This window comes from Pseudomonas germanica (assembly GCF_019614655.1).
In the GTDB taxonomy this organism is placed as follows: domain Bacteria; phylum Pseudomonadota; class Gammaproteobacteria; order Pseudomonadales; family Pseudomonadaceae; genus Aquipseudomonas; species Aquipseudomonas neuropathica.
The window spans coordinates 3,492,654-3,509,990 of the sequence record NZ_CP071586.1; the positions used below are offsets into that span (position 1 = coordinate 3,492,654).

The window sequence follows — 17,337 nt, forward strand, 5'->3', positions numbered from 1 at the left end:
TTTGTCATGACTATTTCCAACGATCCGATTGTCATCGTCAGCGCCGTGCGCACGCCGATGGGCGGTTTTCAGGGCGAACTGAAAAGCCTCACCGCGCCGCAACTCGGTGCTGCTGCGATCAAGGCTGCGGTTGAACGTGCCGGTGTTGCTAGTGACACGGTTGATGAAGTGCTGTTCGGTTGCGTACTGCCTGCGGGCCTCGGCCAGGCACCTGCACGTCAAGCGGCACTGGGCGCCGGGCTGGATAAATCGACCCGTTGCACCACGGTCAACAAGATGTGCGGTTCGGGCATGGAAACTACCATTCTCGCTCACGACATGCTGGTGGCTGGCAGTGCTGATGTGGTGATCGCCGGTGGCATGGAAAGCATGTCCAACTCGCCGTACCTGCTGGATCGTGCCCGCGCCGGTTATCGCATGGGTCATGGCCGCGTGCTCGACTCGATGTTCCTCGACGGCCTCGAAGACGCCTACGACAAGGGCCGCTTGATGGGCACCTTCGCCGAAGACTGCGCCGAGACCAACCACTTCAGCCGTGAAGCGCAGGACGCGTTTGCCATCGCCTCGACCACCCGCGCGCAGCAGGCAATCAAGGACGGCAGCTTCAAGGACGAAATCGTACCGCTGACCGTGACCGTCGGCAAAGAGCAGGTGCTGATCAGCCACGACGAACAGCCACCGAAAGCCAAACTGGACAAGATTGCCTCGCTGAAACCGGCGTTCCGCGAAGGCGGCACGGTGACGGCGGCGAACTCCAGTTCGATCTCTGACGGCGCGGCGGCTCTGGTGCTGATGCGTCAGTCGCAGGCACAGAAACTCGGGCTGAAACCGCTGGCGGTGATTCATGGTCATGCCGCGTTTGCTGATACCCCGGGCCTGTTCCCGGTGGCGCCGATTGGTGCAATCAAGAAACTGATCAAGAAGACCGGTTGGTCGTTGGGTGATGTCGATCTGTTCGAGGTCAACGAAGCGTTTGCCGTGGTTGGCATGGCGGCGATGACGCACCTGGAAATCCCCCATGACAAGTTGAATGTGCATGGTGGTGCCTGTGCGCTGGGCCATCCGATCGGCGCGTCGGGGGCGCGGATTCTGGTGACGTTGCTCTCGGCCTTGCGCCAGCGCAACCTCAAACGCGGTGTGGCAGCCATCTGCATCGGCGGCGGCGAAGCGACGGCCATGGCCGTGGAATGCGTTTACTAACGTTGACACTGGACCCTGTGGGAGCGGGCTTGCCCGCGATGGCGGTGGGTCAGACAGCCAATATGTTCAGTGACACGGCCCCATCGCTGGCAAGCCAGCTCCCACAGGGTTCGGTGTTGTCACCCGGATTTAAGGATTCACCATGATTCCCAACGAAGACCAAACCCAGATCCGCGACATGGCCCGGCAGTTCGCCGAGGAACGCTTGAAGCCGTTCTCCGCCGAGTGGGATCGCGAACATCGATTCCCCAAGGAAGCCATCGGCCAGATGGCTGAGCTGGGCTTCTTCGGCATGCTCGTGCCGGAGCAGTGGGGCGGCTGCGACACTGGTTATCTGGCCTACGCCATGGCCCTGGAAGAAATCGCCGCTGGCGACGGCGCCTGCTCGACGATCATGAGCGTGCACAACTCGGTCGGCTGCGTGCCGATCCTCAAGTTCGGCAACGACGATCAGCGTGAACGCTTTCTCAAACCGCTGGCCAGCGGCTCCATGCTCGGCGCTTTTGCATTGACCGAACCGCAGGCCGGTTCCGATGCCAGCAGCCTGAAAACCCGCGCACGGCTGGAAGGCGATCACTACGTGCTGAACGGTTGCAAACAGTTCATCACCTCCGGGCAAAACGCCGGGATCGTGATTGTGTTTGCGGTGACCGATCCGAGTGCCGGCAAACGCGGTATCAGCGCGTTTATCGTGCCGACCGATTCACCGGGCTATAAAGTCGCTCGCGTCGAAGACAAGCTCGGCCAACACGCTTCCGACACCTGCCAGATCCTCTTCGAAGACGTCAAAGTACCGGTAGCCAATCGCTTGGGCGAAGAGGGCGAGGGCTACAAGATCGCCCTGGCCAACCTTGAAGGCGGTCGCGTCGGCATCGCTTCGCAAGCGGTGGGCATGGCCCGCGCGGCGTTTGAAGCGGCACGTGATTACGCCCGTGAACGCGACACCTTCGGCAAGCCGATCATCGAACATCAGGCCGTAGCTTTCCGCCTCGCCGACATGGCCACGCAGATCGCCGTCGCCCGGCAGATGGTGCATTACGCGGCGGCCCTGCGTGACAGTGGGCAACCGGCACTGGTCGAGGCGTCGATGGCCAAACTGTTCGCCTCGGAGATGGCCGAGAAGGTCTGCTCGATGGCGTTGCAAACCCTCGGTGGTTACGGTTACCTCAACGACTTCCCGCTGGAACGTATCTACCGCGACGTGCGCGTGTGCCAGATCTACGAAGGCACCAGCGATATTCAGCGCATGGTTATTTCGCGCAATCTTTGACAAGGAATTTTAATCATGACTTACCAAACCATTCTGCTCGAAACCCACGGCCGCGTTGGCCTGATCACCCTCAACCGCCCGCAGGCGCTGAACGCGCTGAATGCGCAACTGGTCAGCGAAGTGAACCAGGCCCTTGATGCGCTGGAAGCAGATGCGAACATCGGTTGTATCGTCATCACCGGTTCGAAAAAGGCTTTTGCCGCGGGTGCCGATATAAAGGAAATGGCCGAACTGACTTACCCGCAGATCTACATGGACGATCTGTTCAGCGACAGTGACCGCGTGGCCAACCGGCGTAAGCCGATCATTGCCGCCGTCAACGGTTTTGCCCTTGGCGGTGGTTGTGAACTGGCGTTGATGTGCGACTTCATTCTGGCCGGTGACAACGCCAGATTCGGTCAGCCGGAAATCAACCTTGGCGTGTTGCCGGGCATGGGCGGCACTCAGCGCCTGACCCGCGCAGTAGGTAAGGCGAAAGCCATGGAAATGTGCCTGAGCGGACGTTTGATCGATGCAGTGGAGGCCGAGCGTTGCGGCATTGTTGCGCGGATCGTGCCGAGCGATGAACTGCTCGACGAAGCGCTGAAGGTTGCTGCGGTGATTGCCAGCAAATCGCTGCCGATTGCGATGATGATCAAGGAAAGTGTGAATCGTGCCTTTGAAGTGAACCTGACTGAGGGCGTGCGCTTCGAGCGTCGGGTGTTCCATGCGGCGTTTGCCACGCAGGATCAGAAGGAAGGGATGGCGGCGTTTATTGCCAAGCGTGAGGCTGAGTTCAAGGGCAAGTAACGCGTCTAGAGCGAAAAGCCCCTCACCTGATCTGGTCAAACGATACTGGACACGGTTATAGGGTTTAGGTCATTTCTCATGCTGCCAAGGCTTCCATTGCTACCGGAGTCCGATATCCGTTGTAACTGTGCAGCCTGATCCGATTGTAATAGTGGGTCAGGTAGCGCAACACATCGGTGCTGGCTTCGTCTTCGTTTCGGTAACCAGCCTTGGGTATCCATTCAGATTTCAAACTGCCAAAGAAACGTTCCATCGGAGCGTTATCCCAGCAGTTTCCCCGTCGACTCATGCTTTGTTTTATGCGCATGTCCGCCAGCGTTTCACGAAACACTTTACTGCTGTAATGACAGCCCTGATCCGAATGGAACATTAGGTTTTCAGGGCGTCCTCGCGACTCGAAAGCCATCTTTAACGCTCGACAGGTCAGAGCTGAATCCGGACTTCTGGACATCGCCCAGCCGACGATGCGGCGGGCATGCAGATCAAGTACAGCAGCCAGATAAACCCAGTAAGTACCGGCCCAAATGTAAGTCACGTCGCCACACCACACTCGATTGGGGGCCTCGACATTGAATTTACGCTCCAAATGATTGGGGGCGTATTGCGCCTCCGCACCGCTGGGTTTGTACCGATGCCTGCGCCGTTGCTGGCTCTTCAAACCGAGCTCGCGCATCAGGCTACGAGCCATGTAACGACCTACCGACTCTTTTTCGTTACACAGCGCTTTTGACAGGCTGCGCGCGCCCATTGAGCCGCGACTTTGCTCATGTAATTCGGCAGCCTTGATCTTTAGGCGATCGCGCCCGACATGCACTTTCGCCCGCTGTTTCAGACGCTCGTAATAACTGCTGCGGTTGATGCCAAACACGCCACACAACTCGGATCTTGGATATTGCTCGCTTAACTCCTCGACCAGCCTTACCGATCGAGGGAATCCGACATCAAGAGAGCTGTAGCCTTTTTTAAAATTTCCTTCTCGCGCTCAATCCGTCGAATTGTTGCTTCCAGTTCTTGGATGCGTTGTTGGTCAACGGTCATGGCCTTGGACTTCTCAGGCGTCTTGCCGCTGCGCTCCGCACGCAGTTGTTCAACCCAGCGGCGCAGAGCTGTAGGGCCCACGCCCATTGCTTCACAGGCTTCACTCACCGAATAGTCTTTATCCAAAACCAGGCAAGCCGCATCCCGTTTGAAATCTGTTGAAAAATATCGTCTGGTCAAATCACACCTCATCGTTGGGCGTAGATTAACGCCCTTTAGGGGTGTCCAGAATCATTAAGCCAGATCAACCCTAACCCTCTCCCGGAGGGAGAGGGGACTGATTGGGGGATGCTTGGAAAGAACGCCGACCTGAAAGAGTTTTACTGAATCCGTAATCGACCCGGTCTTTCAGGTCGATGGATAGCGCCAGACACCTCGGTCGGCTCCCTCTCCCTCTGGGAGAGGGCTGGGGTGAGGGAAGGGGCCAACACCATCACAACTGATAGTTCTTCAACTCCCGCGCAATCACCATCCGCTGAATCTCGCTCGACCCTTCATAGATCTGGGTAATCCGCGCATCGCGGTAATACTTCTCGACCGGATAATCCTCCAGATACCCATACCCGCCATGAATCTGAATCGCTGACGAACAGACCTTCTCGGCCATTTCCGACGCAAACAGTTTGGCCTGTGACGCCTCCGACAAACACGGTTTGCCCGCCGTGCGCAGTCGCGCCGCATGCAGGATCATCAGGCGCGCCGCGTTGATTTGCATGTGCATGTCGGCCAACAGATTGGCGATGCTCTGGTGCTCGTTGATCGGTTTGCCGAACTGGATGCGATCGCGCGAATACACCAGCGCCGCTTCAAACGCGGCACGGGCGATGCCCAATGCTTGCGCGGCGATGCCGATGCGTCCTCCTTCAAGGTTGGACAGGGCGATCGCCAGGCCTTTACCGCGTTCACCGAGCAGATTGGCCTCGGGAATGCTGCAGTCGTTCAGCGTCACCGCGCAGGTGTCGGAGGCGCGGATGCCCATCTTGTGTTCGGTGCGATCGACGATGAAGCCCGGGGTATCGGTCGGCACCAGAAACGCCGAAATGCCTTTCTTGCCCAGATCCGGATCGGTCACGGCAAAGACGATCGCCAGTTTCGCCCGTTTGCCGTTGCTGACAAATTGCTTGGCGCCGTTGATCACCCACTGGCCGTCATGCAGCTCGGCGCGGGTGCGCAGGTTGTGCGCCTCGGAACCGGCCTGCGGTTCGGTCAGGCAGAAGCAGCCGATGGTTTGCCCACTGGCCAGATCCGCCAGCCAGGTCTGTTTTTGCGCTTCGCTGCCGTAATTGAGCACCGGACCGCAGCCGACCGAGTTATGGATACTCATAAAGGCGCCGGTTGCGCCATCACCGGCAGAGATCTCTTCCACGGCCAAGGCATAGGCGACGTAATCGACGTAGGTGCCGCCCCATTCCTCGGGTACCACCATGCCGAGTAAACCGAGTTCGCCCATCTTCGCGACGAGCGCGTCATCGATCCAGCCAGCCTTTTCCCAGGCCTGCGCATGGGGCGCGATTTCGCCACGGGCAAAGTCCCGGGCCATGTCGCGGATCATCACTTGTTCTTCAGTCAGTTCGAGATCGTGCATGGCTCAGCTCCCGCTCTCAGCAAAACCGTGGAAGAAACTCGCGACATGCTCTGCGTCCAGCGCAGCAAGGGTCGGCGGGTTCCAGCGAGGTGTCTTGTCTTTATCGATCAGCAGGGCGCGGACGCCTTCGATCAGGTCGCCGCGGGCGAACCACTGGCGATCCAGATACAGCTCCAGCGCGAAGCACTGTTCCAGACTCAAGTGGCGGCCGCGACGCAGCATCTCCAACGTCACCGCCATGGCCAGCGGTGAGCGGGTTTCCAGCAGGTCAGCCGTTGTGGTCGCCCATTCGTGGCTGTTGGCAACCGTCACTGCGCGTAACTGCTCGACCATGCTCGGTACGTCCGGCAGGGCGAAGAAATGGTCGATGGCCGGTCGCAAAGCCTCAAGTGGCGCATCGGGCAAGGTTTGCACGGCGTGTTTGGCGAGCAGGTTTTGCAGGGCCTTGAGCGGCGTGTCCTGCCATTCCATCTGATCGAGTCTTTCGTCGAGCAGCGCCAGTTTGCTGCTGTCCAGATACCAGTCGGCCAAGCCGCAATACAGCGCGTCGGCGGCACGGATCTGCACGCCGCTGACCCCCAGATAGATGCCCAGCTCACCGGGAATGCGCGGCAGGAAATAACTGCCACCGACATCGGGGAAATAACCGATGGCCACTTCTGGCATGGCCAGACGGCTCTTCTCGGTGACCACGCGCAGATCGGCGCCTTGCACCAGGCCCATGCCGCCGCCGAGGACGAAACCGTCCATCAGCGCCAATACCGGTTTGCGGTAGTGATGAATCGTCAGGTCGAGGGCGTATTCCTCGACGAAGAAATCTTCGTGCAGCGTATCGCCGCTTTTGAAACTGTCGTACAGGGAACGAATGTCGCCACCGGCACAGAAGGCTTTTTCACCGGCACCGCGCAGGACCACGGCGTGAACATCGGCGTCAGTCGCCCACGCATCGAGCTGCTGTTGCAGCAAGCGCACCATGTCGAGGGTAATGGCATTGAGACCGGCGGGGCGGTTGAGGGTCAGGTGACCGATATGATTGCGAACCTCGGCCAGCACTTCGTTTTGCGTGGCATCCAAGGACGGGGTCCGCGGGGATGAAGCCTGAGCTGTCATCAGTAACTCCCTGCTTTTATTGTCTTTATTCGAGAAGCTCGCGCGCGAGCGTTACCGGATCGTAACAGTGCAAATTTGCCCTGTACAACCGGGATATTCGCAGGGGGAGTTTGCGTTTTTACATCACCCGAAATCACCGGGTTCCTATGTAGGAGCTGCCGAAGGCTCGGGCTGCGATCTGTTGACCTTTAAAACACAAGATCAAAAGATCGTCCGATCGCGGCCCGAGCCTTCGGCAGCTCCTACACGGGGTCAGCGGAATGTTTCGGTAATGCTGCGGCGCTTGGCGTGCAGTTCGCTGGAGTGAATCAGTTGCTCGAGATCTTCAGGGGTGACGTCGATAAACGCTTCCATCTCGGCCAAGGCAAGTTTCAGGTCTTCGGCGGTGATCGCCTGACTGTCGACCGGCCCAAGCACCGGCGCCGGTTCTGCCGGGCGTTTCGGGTAGCGGATGCGGGTCAGGTTGTTGTAGGCGAGCGCACTGAGCAGCATGCACGCGGCGCCGAGCATCACCGGTTCCATGGCTTTCCAGTCCATGGCGATTGTCGCCGGATCGGCCAGCACCAGCGTCAGCGCCAACGCGCCAGCGGGCGGATGCAGGCAGCGCAGCCAGCACATCAGGATCAGCGCCACACCCGCCGCCAGACAGGCGCTGCCAAGGGTTCGGCCAAGCACATGCGCCACCAGCAACGCGACCACGCCAGCACATAAATAGCCGCCGAGAATCGACCACGGCTGGGCGAGGGCGCCGGAGGACACGGCGAACAGCAACACCGCCGACGCGCCCAGCGGGCCGATCAGGTGGTAGGCCACTTCATGGCCGAACACCTGCGCGCACAGCCACACACTGAACAATGTGCCCGCCGCCATGCCGATGGCGGCGCGGCTCCATTCGGTCGGGCGGGTATTGATGGCGGCGGGCAACCAGCGAGCGAGCATGTGAATCCAATCCTTGCAGCAAATTCGAGGCAAAAAAAAGGACTTGTCCGGCATATCCGGAAAGCCCTCGAAGTGTTCCAACATTGGGGGAGGAACGCGCACAGTGTGCCGGGCAAACTCGATGCTGACAAATTCATATTAATGAAGATTTAGTGCATTAATGTTGAATTGAATCCACGCGACGTCCGCTAAGAAAGCACAGGGTGCCGCCCATCGCGGTGAGTGCGCTCAAGGCATAGAACATCGTCGGTGCCGGTGTGTGCATCAGCAGGAACCCGCAGATCACCGGGCTCAGTGCACCGCCCAGCGCCGCCAGATTCTGCGCGCCGTAGTAGCTGCCGCGCAGTTCTTCCGGAGCGAGGGTGTCGACAAAGAGGAACTCCGACGGGTAAATGATCATTTCGCCCAAGGTGAAGATGAACATGGCGATGCACCAGCTCAGCAAGCTGTCAGCCAGGCTGAAGCCGATAAGACCGAGAATGAACAGGCCGGTGCCGGCGGCGATCCAGTAGCGCAGTTTCTCGCGGCTGAGGAAGCGGCCGATCTGGTATTGCAGCAGGATCACCGTGATCGCGTTACAGGCGAGCAGGGCGGCCATGACTTGCAAGGCGCGCTTGGAGTCGCTGACCACCAGCAGGTATTGCGACAGATATAGGGTGAAGCGCCCGTGCACCACCGTGCTGAGCAGGCAACCGCAGGTGAACATGATCAGGGTGCGATCGTTTTTCAGGGTGACGAGGGTTTTCAGAAAGCTTGGCGGCTGACTGACCACGGCAATCGGGCTGGTGTCTTTGGGGATGCCGATCATCAGGAAGATACTGCCGAAGGCGATGGCGGCGGCGATCAGGAACGGTGCGATCGGGTAATGCCCGGCGATCACTACACCGAGCATCGGCCCGGTGGCGTAGCCGATGTTGGTCAGTGTATAGCGCAGGGAAAACGCCTTGGCCCGTTGGCTCATCGGCAGGTTTTCGCTGAGGATCGCCTTCGAGCCGATGAGGAACAGTGCCGACGCGGTTTCGGTAATCACCAGAGTCGCGGTGGTCAGGTACAGATCCTGGGCGAACGTCAGCAGGACGAAACCGATGGCACTGGAGAGCATGGCGACAATCAGCAGCCGGCGTTTTTCCAGGCGATCGATGATGTAGCCGCCATACAGCGCAAGCAGGGTGGCGATAAACACCGCAATGCCCAGCAGCAGCCCTACATCCTGCTGGTTGAGACCGAGTTTGGTGCTCAGAAACAGCGTCAGCAGCGGGCTGGTGATGGCGCGGCTGACAACAATGGTCAGCGAGACAATCATCAGACGGCGGATGACGAGCGAGTAAGTGGCCACGGGGAATCGAATGTCCTTGTTTCAGTTGTTTTTGTGTTCGACTACAGACCGCGTCGTGCCCTTCGCGAGCAGGCTCGCTCCCACAGGGAATGTCTGAACAATGAAGAACCCTTGTGGGAGCGAGCCTGCTCGCGAAGGCGCCAGATCAGCCAAATGCGTTCGGTCATGACAGATAGTCCCGATAGTGCTGCTCATAAACCGCTGCCGGGTGATCCGCGCCGACCGGTGCTGCGGTTTCTGCCCACCATTGCGCAACCTCGGCACCGGTGGCGATCCACACATCGTCATGTTGTTGAATGCCTTGCAGCAATTCGCGCAGCACGCTGATGCGTCCGGGTGTGGCGATGATTTCCGGGTGCAGGCGCAGCACATAACACAGGCCGAAGCGATGAAATCCGGCGAAGTCCATTTGCAGGTTGCCCAAGGTGTGACTGTAAGAGGCGATCCGCGATTGCGCCGGTGGCACGGCGGGGCTGAGATTGAAGGCGAAGTACGGTTCGTCTTCCAGTTCATAGTGCAACGGCAGTTCGATCACCTCAGGCGCAGTGGGATGGGCGAATGGCAGATCATCGCCGCGCCACGAAGAGGACCAGACGATGCCATGATCTTTCAACGCGGCCATAAAACCCGGCGCGCCGTTGCCGGCAGGGAGGCGAAACCCGCTCGGGCGTTGACCGGTCAGGGCTTCAAGTGCCGCACATCCCTTGCCGACGTCGGCACTTTGCGCCGCCAGATCAAGCCCGTCGTAATCCTGATGGTGGTAGCCGGCGCAAGCGATCTCATGCCCGCCGGCGCGAATCGCAGCGATGTGCTGCGGATTTTCTTCGGCGACGATACCGGGCACGAACCAGCTGCTGCGCACGCCCAGTTCCGCGAATAGGTCGAGCAAACGCGTGACGCCACGCTGGCTGCCATATCGCCAGACCGACAGGGTCTTGTCGCGACCTGCCACTTCCGGCGCCTGGGTGAGAATGCCGTGGATGTCGTTGTAATCGACGGTCAGCACAACTGCGCAGCGCTTGCCAGCGGGCCAGATCCTGGAATCAACCATGGTGATGCTCCTTCAGCCACCAACGGGCGACATCGCGGCAGGTGGCGAACCACACGTCATCTCGCTGGCGCATGTGTTCGAAGAGTTTTTCCAGCAACAGGATGCGTCCCGGTTTGCCGGTGATTTTCGGGTGGAACAGGGTGGTCAGGCACAGGCCTTCATTCATCGCGCCGTCGTATTCGCGCTGCCAGTTGTCGAGGGTCAACGCATAACTGGCGGTGCGATCAAGGCCGGACGGAAAGTTCGGCGCGCGGGTGTAGGCGAGGGAGGCGTAATCGTCCATCTCCCAGCGACCGGGGATTTCCACCAGCGGCGTGCTGTGGCCGGGGACGTTGACCAGATACGGGCGATCGTCGCCGCGCATGCTGCTGGAGTAAATGACGCCGTTGTCCGCAAGCATCGCCGGGGTTTCGGCGCGCCAGTCGCCGGACGGGGTACGGAAACCCTCGGCGCGGATGTGCAGGTGTTGCCAGAACACGTCCCTGGACTTGGCCATGACGGTTTGCTGTTGCTCCAGCGTCAGGGCGTAGAAAGATTCGTGTTTGTAGCCGTGATAAGCGACTTCATGGCCGCGCTCGACGATGGCCTGACATTGCTTCGGCCAGTTTTCCACGACCCATGCCGGGACGAAAAACGTGGTTGGCAACTTGAACGCGTCGAGCAGATCGAGCAGGCGAGGCAGGGCGCGGTAAGGGCCGTAGCCGCCGAAACCGAAGTACTCGGGTTTGTGCCAGATCGAGCCATTGAGCATGGCGTCGCCAGTCGGGCCGTCAAGGTCGAAGGCCAAGGCGAGGCAGGCTTTGTGTGGGGCGGGCCAAGTGGGTTGGCACGAAGACATGGTTGTGGCTCTCCGGTGTTGATCAATAGAAAACCTCACCCCAGCCCTCTCCCGGAGGGAGAGGGCGCCGACCGAGGTGCTCTTTAGCGCGACATCGACCTGAAAGACCGCGCCGAGCTCAGGTTTCGAACACTTGAAGATCAGCTCCCTTTCCCCCTCGCCCCCTTGGGGGAGAGGGTTGGGGTGAGGGGGGGATCGATCTCGAAGGTTACTTGCCAGCGTTGATGGTCACTTCCTTGATCGCGCCCAGTTCCAGCTCCCACTTCTTCAGGATCGCGCCATAGCTGCCGTCATCGACCATGCTCTGCAGGGCAACCTTCACCGCTTCACTCAGCTCAGGCTTTTTCTTGCTCACACCAAGGCCAGTGAACTGCACGGAGATCGGCTGGCCGACGGTATTGTACATGTCCTTTTCCTGAGTCTTCAGGTACGACAACGTCTCGCTGCCCTGCATCGCCGCGTCGATGCGACTCTGGCGCAGTTGCGCACGAGCGTCGGCCGAGCCTTCGGTGCCGATCACGTTGATCGCCGGTTTGCCGGCCGCTTCGCAGTTGGCCTTGCTCCACGCGGCGATTTCCGCCGGGAACGTGGTGCGGCGGCTGGTGCCGACTTTCTTGCCGCACAGGTCGATGATCTCGTTGGTCGCGGCGTTCTTCTGCAAGGTGTAGAACTGCGGGCCGCTGGTGAAGTAGTCGACGAAGGTCACGCTGGCCTGACGCTCGGCGGTGTCGGTCATGCCCGACAGCACCATGTCGACGCGGTCGGTGGTCAGCGCGTTGATCATTTGCTCGAAGCCGGTTTCCTGCCATTTGATCTTCACCCCCAGACGTTCGGCGAGGGCATTGCCCAGGTCGTAGTCCAGGCCGGTGAGGGTGTTGGTCGCCGGGTCCTTGAAATCCATCGGTGGATAGTTGGGCATGATCGCGACGACGATCTCGCCTTTTTCCTTGATGCTGGCCGGCAAATCGGCGGCCACGGCGAAACCGCAAGACATGACGGACGCGAGTACAGCGGGGATTACGAAATTCTTCATGGTCGTTCTCTTATGCGTGTTGTGACACCAATCGGTGCTTAGGTTCGAACGGCAGAAATGAAGCTTTGGGTGCGCGGGTTTTGCGGACTTATTAGTATTTCTTCGGGGCTTCCAGCCTCCACGATCTGCCCGCCGTCCATGAACACCATGCGATTGGAAACCTCGCGGGCGAAGCCCAGTTCATGGGTGACGACGATCATGGTCATGCCGGTCTGCGCGAGATCTCGCATCACCGACAGCACCTCACCGACCAGTTCCGGGTCGAGTGCCGAAGTGGGTTCATCGAACAGCATCAGCTTCGGACGCATGGCCAACGCTCGTGCGATCGCCACACGTTGCTGCTGACCGCCCGACAATTCGATCGGATAGCTGTCGCGTTTGTCGGCGAGGCCGACGCGGGCCAGCAGTTCCAGGGCTTCTTCGTGCGCCTCTTTCGGCGAACGCTTGAGCACCTGGCACGGGCCTTCGATGATGTTTTGCAGCACAGTCATGTGCGGGAACAGGTTGAAACGCTGGAACACCATGCCGGTGGCCAGGCGTTGCCGGGCGATCTGCGACTCGTTGAGTTCGTGCAGTTTGTTGCCGACCACGCGGTAGCCGACCAGTTCGCCGTCAACCCAGAGGCCGCCCTTGTCGATCTTTTCCAACTGATTGACGCAGCGCAGCAGGGTGCTCTTGCCCGAGCCGGACGGGCCGATGATGCAAAGCACTTCGCCTTGCTCGACCTCGATGTTGATGTCCTTGAGCGCGTGGTACTGGTCGTAATACTTGTTCAGGCTGACGGCCTTGACGATGCTTCTCATGTTCGACTCCTCAAGAACGCTTGCCGGCGCCGCGAGCGAAACGACGCTCCAGACGGCTTTGACCGAAGGACAGCACGGTGACGGTGGCCAGGTACCAGATACCGGCGACGATCAGTAGCTCCATCACGCGGGCGTTGGCGTAGTAGATGTTTTGTGCGTTGTAGAGCAGTTCCGAGTACTGGATCACGCTGGCCAGCGAGGTCATTTTGACCATGCCGATAAACTCGTTGCCGACCGGTGGAATGATGATGCGCATGGCCTGCGGCAGGATGATCCGGCGCAGCGCTTGCAGGCGCGGCATGCCGATCGACTTGGCGGCTTCGTACTGGCCGGTGTCCACCGACAGCAGGCCGGCGCGCACCACTTCAGCGGTGTAGGCGCCCTGATTGATGCTCAAACCGAGCAGCGCGGCCACGAACGGCGTCATCAGGCTGACGGTGTCGAGTTCGAACACGCCCGGAATGCCGATGGTGGGGAAAATCAACGCCAGGTTGAACCACAACAGCAGTTGCAGAATCAGCGGCGTACCGCGAAACAACCAGGTGTAGGTCACCGCCACGTAGCGCAGGATCGGGTTGGCCGACATGCGCATGATCGCCGTGATCACCCCGAAAACGATGCCCAGCGCCATGGCCAGCACCGCCATGATGATGGTGTTGAACAGGCCCCACATGATCGCTTCAGAGGTGAGGAACTGGCCGATGTACGACCATTCGATCTTGCCTTCGGCGAAAGCGCGCACCAGGCCGATAATCGCGATGACAATCACGGTAGCGAAGAAAATCCGCCCGTAATAGCGCCGAGGCACGTGCTGGTACTGGGTGATATCGAACTGGTTTTCCGCCAGTTTGCGCTCCGACTGGAGTCGTTCTGCCTGGGTCTGGCTCATGGTGTTTCTCCCAACTGTTCTTTCAAATCCAACACATTCCACTGTAGGAGCGAGCCTGCTCGCGAAGGCGACAGCACCTTCAAAATCGCAGTTGGCTGACCCATCGCTTTCGCGAGCAGGCTCGCTCCCACAGGGTTTTGCGTTGGCGGCTTCAGAGGCGGAAGCCCTGGTAGTTTTCGGTCCACTGCTGTTGCGCGGCGAGGGTGGTTTTCAAGCGGCCGATCTGTTCGCGCACCTGTTGCGGCGCAGTACCACCCCAACCATTACGGGCCGCAATGGCGGCTTCCAGCGTCAGGCTGTCGCGCACATCGGCGGTCAGGCGTGGATCGATCTCGGCCAGCAGCGCCGGCGAGGCCTCCCACAATTCGATGCCGTGTTTTTCACAGGCCTGCACCAGCGCCCCGGTGATTTCGTGGGCTTCCTTGAACGGCACGCCGCGCACTGCCAGCCAGTCGGCAACCTCGGTGGCGAGGGTGAAACCCAGCGGGGCTTGGCGGCGCAATTCTTCGACGTTGACGGTCATGGTCGCGACCATCCCGGCCATGGCTGGCAGCACCAGCAGCAACGTGTCGACGCTGTCGAGCACGCCGTGCTTGTCTTCGCTGAGGTCGCGGTTGTACGACAGCGGCAAGGATTTCAGCGTCGACAGCAAACCAGTGAGATTGCCGATCAAGCGTCCGGCCTTGCCCCGCGCCAGTTCGGCGATGTCCGGGTTTTTCTTCTGCGGCATGATCGAGCTGCCAGTGGCGTAGGCATCGTCCAGATCGACCCAGCGGAACTGCCGTGATGACCACAGGCAAAACTCTTCGGCCAGTCGCGAAATGTTGATCCCGAGCATGCTGGCGATAAACAGGAATTCGGCGACGTGATCGCGACTGGCGACGGCGTCGATGGAGTTTTCGCAGACCCCGGCGTAGCCCATTTCCTTGGCCGATTGCTGCGGCTGGCGGGCTATCGCCGAACCGGCCATGGCCGCTGCGCCGAGTGGCGACAATGAGGTGCGCGCGTCCCAGTCCACCAGACGCTGCACGTCCCGCAGCATCGATTGCGCGTGGGCCAGCAAGTGGTGAGCGAATACGATCGGTTGCGCCTGCTGCAAGTGAGTGAAACCCGGGCAGATGCTTTCGACGTGTTGCTCGGCCTGAGTCACCAGCGCTTGCTGCAAGGCGAGGACTTCGACGGCGAGGGTGCGTACGTGATCGCGCAGAAACAGGCGCAGGTCGTTGGCGGTCTGGTCGTTGCGCGAGCGGCCGGCGCGCAGCTTGCCGCCGAGGGCGCCGAGGCGTTCGGTCAGCAGGCGTTCGATAAAGGTGTGAACGTCTTCGTCATCCAGCGTTGGCGCAATACGTCCGGCGCGGAAGTCGGCACCGATGCCGTCCAGGGCTTCCAGCATGGAGCGGGTTTCCTGCTCGTTGAGCAGACCGGCCCGCTGCAGTTCGCCGGCATGCGCCTTGGAACCGGCCAGATCGTACGGCGTCAGGCGGAAATAGCGCTCGGGGCACCGGGAGAGGGCGGCCAGGGCGGCTGAAGGGCCGCTTTTGAAACGGGCACCCCAGAGACGGTCGGTGGCTTGAGACATGTGTTGTTTTCCTCGTCGGTAACGCGAACTGAAATCGCTGTGCATGGCCGTGATCGTTGCTGGAAAGTCAGCAGACGGCGTCAGGCCAAAGCAGTGTTCAAGAGGGCAGTTGCTAGAGAGCGAGAACTGATCGAAGTGTCAGCTTTTAATGTTTCGAGATCAGTGAGTTGGCACTGATGTTCGGGATTTTTTGGCGGTTGCCAAGGCTGGTTTTCTGTGATCATTATTATTAGCCGGCGATGTTTTTGTTGTTGGACACAGATTGTTGAACATTGCGCCAGAGGTAAATCAGCATTATGGAAACCCCACTTTCCAATTCCGGAAACCCGCCACCGAAAATGGCCCACCGAGCACCGCTGACCCTCAGCGGACTGGATTTCAAACTGCTCAAGGTGTTCAAGGCGGTGGTCGAGGCAGGAGGCTTCAGCGCCGCGCAAAACGAGCTGAACGTGGGCCTTGCGGCCATCAGCAAGCAGATCTCCGACCTGGAAATCCGCATCGGCATGCGTCTGTGCACACGCGGCCGCGAGGGGTTTCACCTGACCGAAGAAGGTCGCCTGGTGTATCAGGCGTCGATTGATCTGTTTGCGTCGGTGGACAACTTTCGTGATCGACTTAGTTCTGCGCAGAATGAACTTATCGGTGATCTGGGTGTGGGCGTTATCGACAATACGATCAGTGATGAAAACTCACCGCTAGTTGCCGCGCTAAAACAACTTAACGAACAATCGCCGAAGGTCAGGTTTCAACTTCAAGCATCGCAACTGGATGAAGTGGAAAGAGGCGTGGTAGAGGGGCGTTTAGTGGCTGGAATAGTGCCGGTTTATCAACGCCGTGAAGAGTTCGATTATTACCCGCTGTACGAGGAGCGCTCGGAAGTCTACTGCGCGGTCGGGCATCCGTTGTTCGACATGGCGGAGGCGCAAATGGGCAGCAATGTCTTGCAGGAATACGAGTGCATCAACCACCGCTACGCGATCCATCGCGACAAGCTCAACTATGCGCGCTATGACAGTTTCTCGGCGTCAGCGACCCAGGTCGAAGCCGTGGCCTTGCTGATCAAGACCGGCCGTTTCGTTGGTTTTCTGCCCCGGCATTACGCGGCAACGCTGGTGGCAGCAGGGCAGATGCGTGCGGTGCTGCCCGAGCGGATCAACATCATGACGCCGTTCAATCTGATCCTGCGGCACAACACCGTGCGCAGTCCGTTGGTGAAGGCATTCGCAGAGGCATTGGGCGTCGATCTGAAAGCCACGATCTGATTTCAAGGCAACGTCAGGCGCATGGCGCAGCGCCGGTGGCCGGGTAAACCGTGGGCGATTTCATCGTTCAAGGCGTCGACTAAATACCCGCTTGTTTCCTCGCTATTCAAACGCTGGAAACCGATCTTCTGATAGAACGGCGCATTCCACGGCACATCAACGAAGGTGGTCAGCGTCACGGCGCAAAGTTGTTGCGCCCAGGCATGCTCGATGACCGCCGACAGCAACTTGCGGCCAATACCCTGACCCTGAAAGTGCTGGCTGACGGACAGCTCCTCTACATGCAGTTGGTTATCGACCGGGACGGCCCGCAAGAACCCGGCAAGTTGCCCTTCAGGGGATCGTGCGACCCAAACCCTGGCCTGCTCGATGGCCTGTAAATGCAATTCGACGCCGGCCACTTCGGCGTCGGCCAGCCAGGCCAGTTGCGGATCGAGGCGAAACAGCCCGGCGGCCGAGCGTTCGATGGCGGGGAGGGCGGGCGCGTCAGCGGGCTGCGCAAGACGGATGGTCATATTCATGTAGGAGATGCCACAGTCTACGATTTTGAATTTGGGACGCGGAGCGTCCCAGGCTGCATGCCCACGCAGAGTGTGGGAACGATCAAGATCGCAG

16 protein-coding genes are annotated in these 17,337 nt (G+C 59.8%); 4 read left to right on the plus strand and 12 right to left on the minus strand.

What is annotated here, in order from left to right; all coding sequences use genetic code 11:
* Positions 1–6: 6 nt before the first annotated feature.
* The 3 genes from J0G10_RS15585 to J0G10_RS15595 all read left to right on the plus strand — a co-directional run bounded on the left by J0G10_RS15585 (position 7) and on the right by J0G10_RS15595 (position 3,259).
* Positions 7–1,200, plus strand: coding sequence for an acetyl-CoA C-acyltransferase (locus tag J0G10_RS15585; protein WP_095048893.1), 1,194 nt, complete (start codon positions 7–9; stop codon positions 1,198–1,200).
* Between the two features lie 142 nt (positions 1,201–1,342).
* Positions 1,343–2,470 (plus strand): acyl-CoA dehydrogenase, encoded by a 1,128-nt coding sequence (locus tag J0G10_RS15590; RefSeq protein WP_220556146.1) that lies wholly within the window; start codon positions 1,343–1,345, stop codon positions 2,468–2,470.
* Positions 2,471–2,485: 15 nt separating this feature from the next.
* A complete protein-coding gene (locus tag J0G10_RS15595; RefSeq protein WP_095048895.1) occupies positions 2,486–3,259 on the plus strand; it encodes an enoyl-CoA hydratase in 774 nt (257 codons plus the stop codon).
* A 76-nt stretch (positions 3,260–3,335) separates the two neighbouring features.
* Here J0G10_RS15595 and J0G10_RS15600 read toward each other — a convergent pair.
* From J0G10_RS15600 to argH, 11 genes are all read right to left on the minus strand, one after another.
* A protein-coding gene (locus J0G10_RS15600) for an IS3 family transposase (RefSeq protein WP_320413737.1) occupies positions 3,336–4,489 on the minus strand; the annotation gives its coding sequence in 2 pieces (ribosomal slippage) (positions 3,336–4,216 and positions 4,216–4,489; 1,155 coding nt in all).
* A gap of 241 nt (positions 4,490–4,730) precedes the next feature.
* Positions 4,731–5,882: an acyl-CoA dehydrogenase family protein gene (locus J0G10_RS15605; protein WP_220556148.1), complete on the minus strand. Its 1,152-nt coding sequence runs from the start codon at positions 5,880–5,882 to the stop codon at positions 4,731–4,733.
* 3 nt (positions 5,883–5,885) lie between these two features.
* Positions 5,886–6,992 carry an enoyl-CoA hydratase/isomerase family protein gene (locus J0G10_RS15610; protein WP_220556149.1) on the minus strand — a complete coding sequence of 369 codons (1,107 nt, stop codon included), beginning with the start codon at positions 6,990–6,992 and terminating at the stop codon, positions 5,886–5,888.
* Positions 6,993–7,244: 252 nt separating this feature from the next.
* Positions 7,245–7,931, minus strand: a complete 687-nt coding sequence (locus J0G10_RS15615; protein WP_220556150.1) for an HPP family protein — start codon at positions 7,929–7,931, stop codon at positions 7,245–7,247.
* Positions 7,932–8,088: 157 nt separating this feature from the next.
* Entirely contained in the window at positions 8,089–9,267 is a 1,179-nt protein-coding gene (locus tag J0G10_RS15620; protein WP_220556151.1) for an MFS transporter, read from the minus strand.
* A gap of 163 nt (positions 9,268–9,430) precedes the next feature.
* Positions 9,431–10,318: a polysaccharide deacetylase family protein gene (locus J0G10_RS15625; protein ID WP_220556152.1), complete on the minus strand. Its 888-nt coding sequence runs from the start codon at positions 10,316–10,318 to the stop codon at positions 9,431–9,433.
* The gene (locus tag J0G10_RS15630; protein WP_220556153.1) at positions 10,311–11,156 is read right to left on the minus strand and encodes a polysaccharide deacetylase family protein; all 846 of its coding nucleotides are present in this window, start codon (positions 11,154–11,156) and stop codon (positions 10,311–10,313) included. The genes J0G10_RS15625 and J0G10_RS15630 overlap by 8 nt, the downstream gene beginning before the upstream one ends.
* A 208-nt stretch (positions 11,157–11,364) precedes the next feature.
* Positions 11,365–12,189, minus strand: a complete 825-nt coding sequence (locus J0G10_RS15635; protein WP_220556154.1) for an ABC transporter substrate-binding protein — start codon at positions 12,187–12,189, stop codon at positions 11,365–11,367.
* A 38-nt stretch (positions 12,190–12,227) separates the two neighbouring features.
* On the minus strand, positions 12,228–12,992 hold the full coding sequence (locus J0G10_RS15640; RefSeq protein WP_064587499.1) for an amino acid ABC transporter ATP-binding protein: 765 nt from the start codon (positions 12,990–12,992) through the stop codon (positions 12,228–12,230).
* A 10-nt stretch (positions 12,993–13,002) separates the two neighbouring features.
* The gene (locus tag J0G10_RS15645) at positions 13,003–13,881 is read right to left on the minus strand and encodes an amino acid ABC transporter permease (protein WP_095048903.1); all 879 of its coding nucleotides are present in this window, start codon (positions 13,879–13,881) and stop codon (positions 13,003–13,005) included.
* Positions 13,882–14,032: 151 nt separating this feature from the next.
* Positions 14,033–15,460 carry an argininosuccinate lyase gene (argH, locus tag J0G10_RS15650; protein ID WP_220556155.1) on the minus strand — a complete coding sequence of 476 codons (1,428 nt, stop codon included), beginning with the start codon at positions 15,458–15,460 and terminating at the stop codon, positions 14,033–14,035.
* Between the two features lie 296 nt (positions 15,461–15,756).
* Here argH and J0G10_RS15655 point away from each other — a divergent pair, with 296 nt between their 5' ends.
* Positions 15,757–16,722, plus strand: a complete 966-nt coding sequence (locus J0G10_RS15655; RefSeq protein WP_220556156.1) for a LysR family transcriptional regulator — start codon at positions 15,757–15,759, stop codon at positions 16,720–16,722.
* A 2-nt stretch (positions 16,723–16,724) separates the two neighbouring features.
* Here J0G10_RS15655 and J0G10_RS15660 read toward each other — a convergent pair whose 3' ends face one another.
* A complete protein-coding gene (locus J0G10_RS15660; protein WP_095048906.1) occupies positions 16,725–17,243 on the minus strand; it encodes a GNAT family N-acetyltransferase in 519 nt (172 codons plus the stop codon).
* Positions 17,244–17,337: the final 94 nt, after the last annotated feature.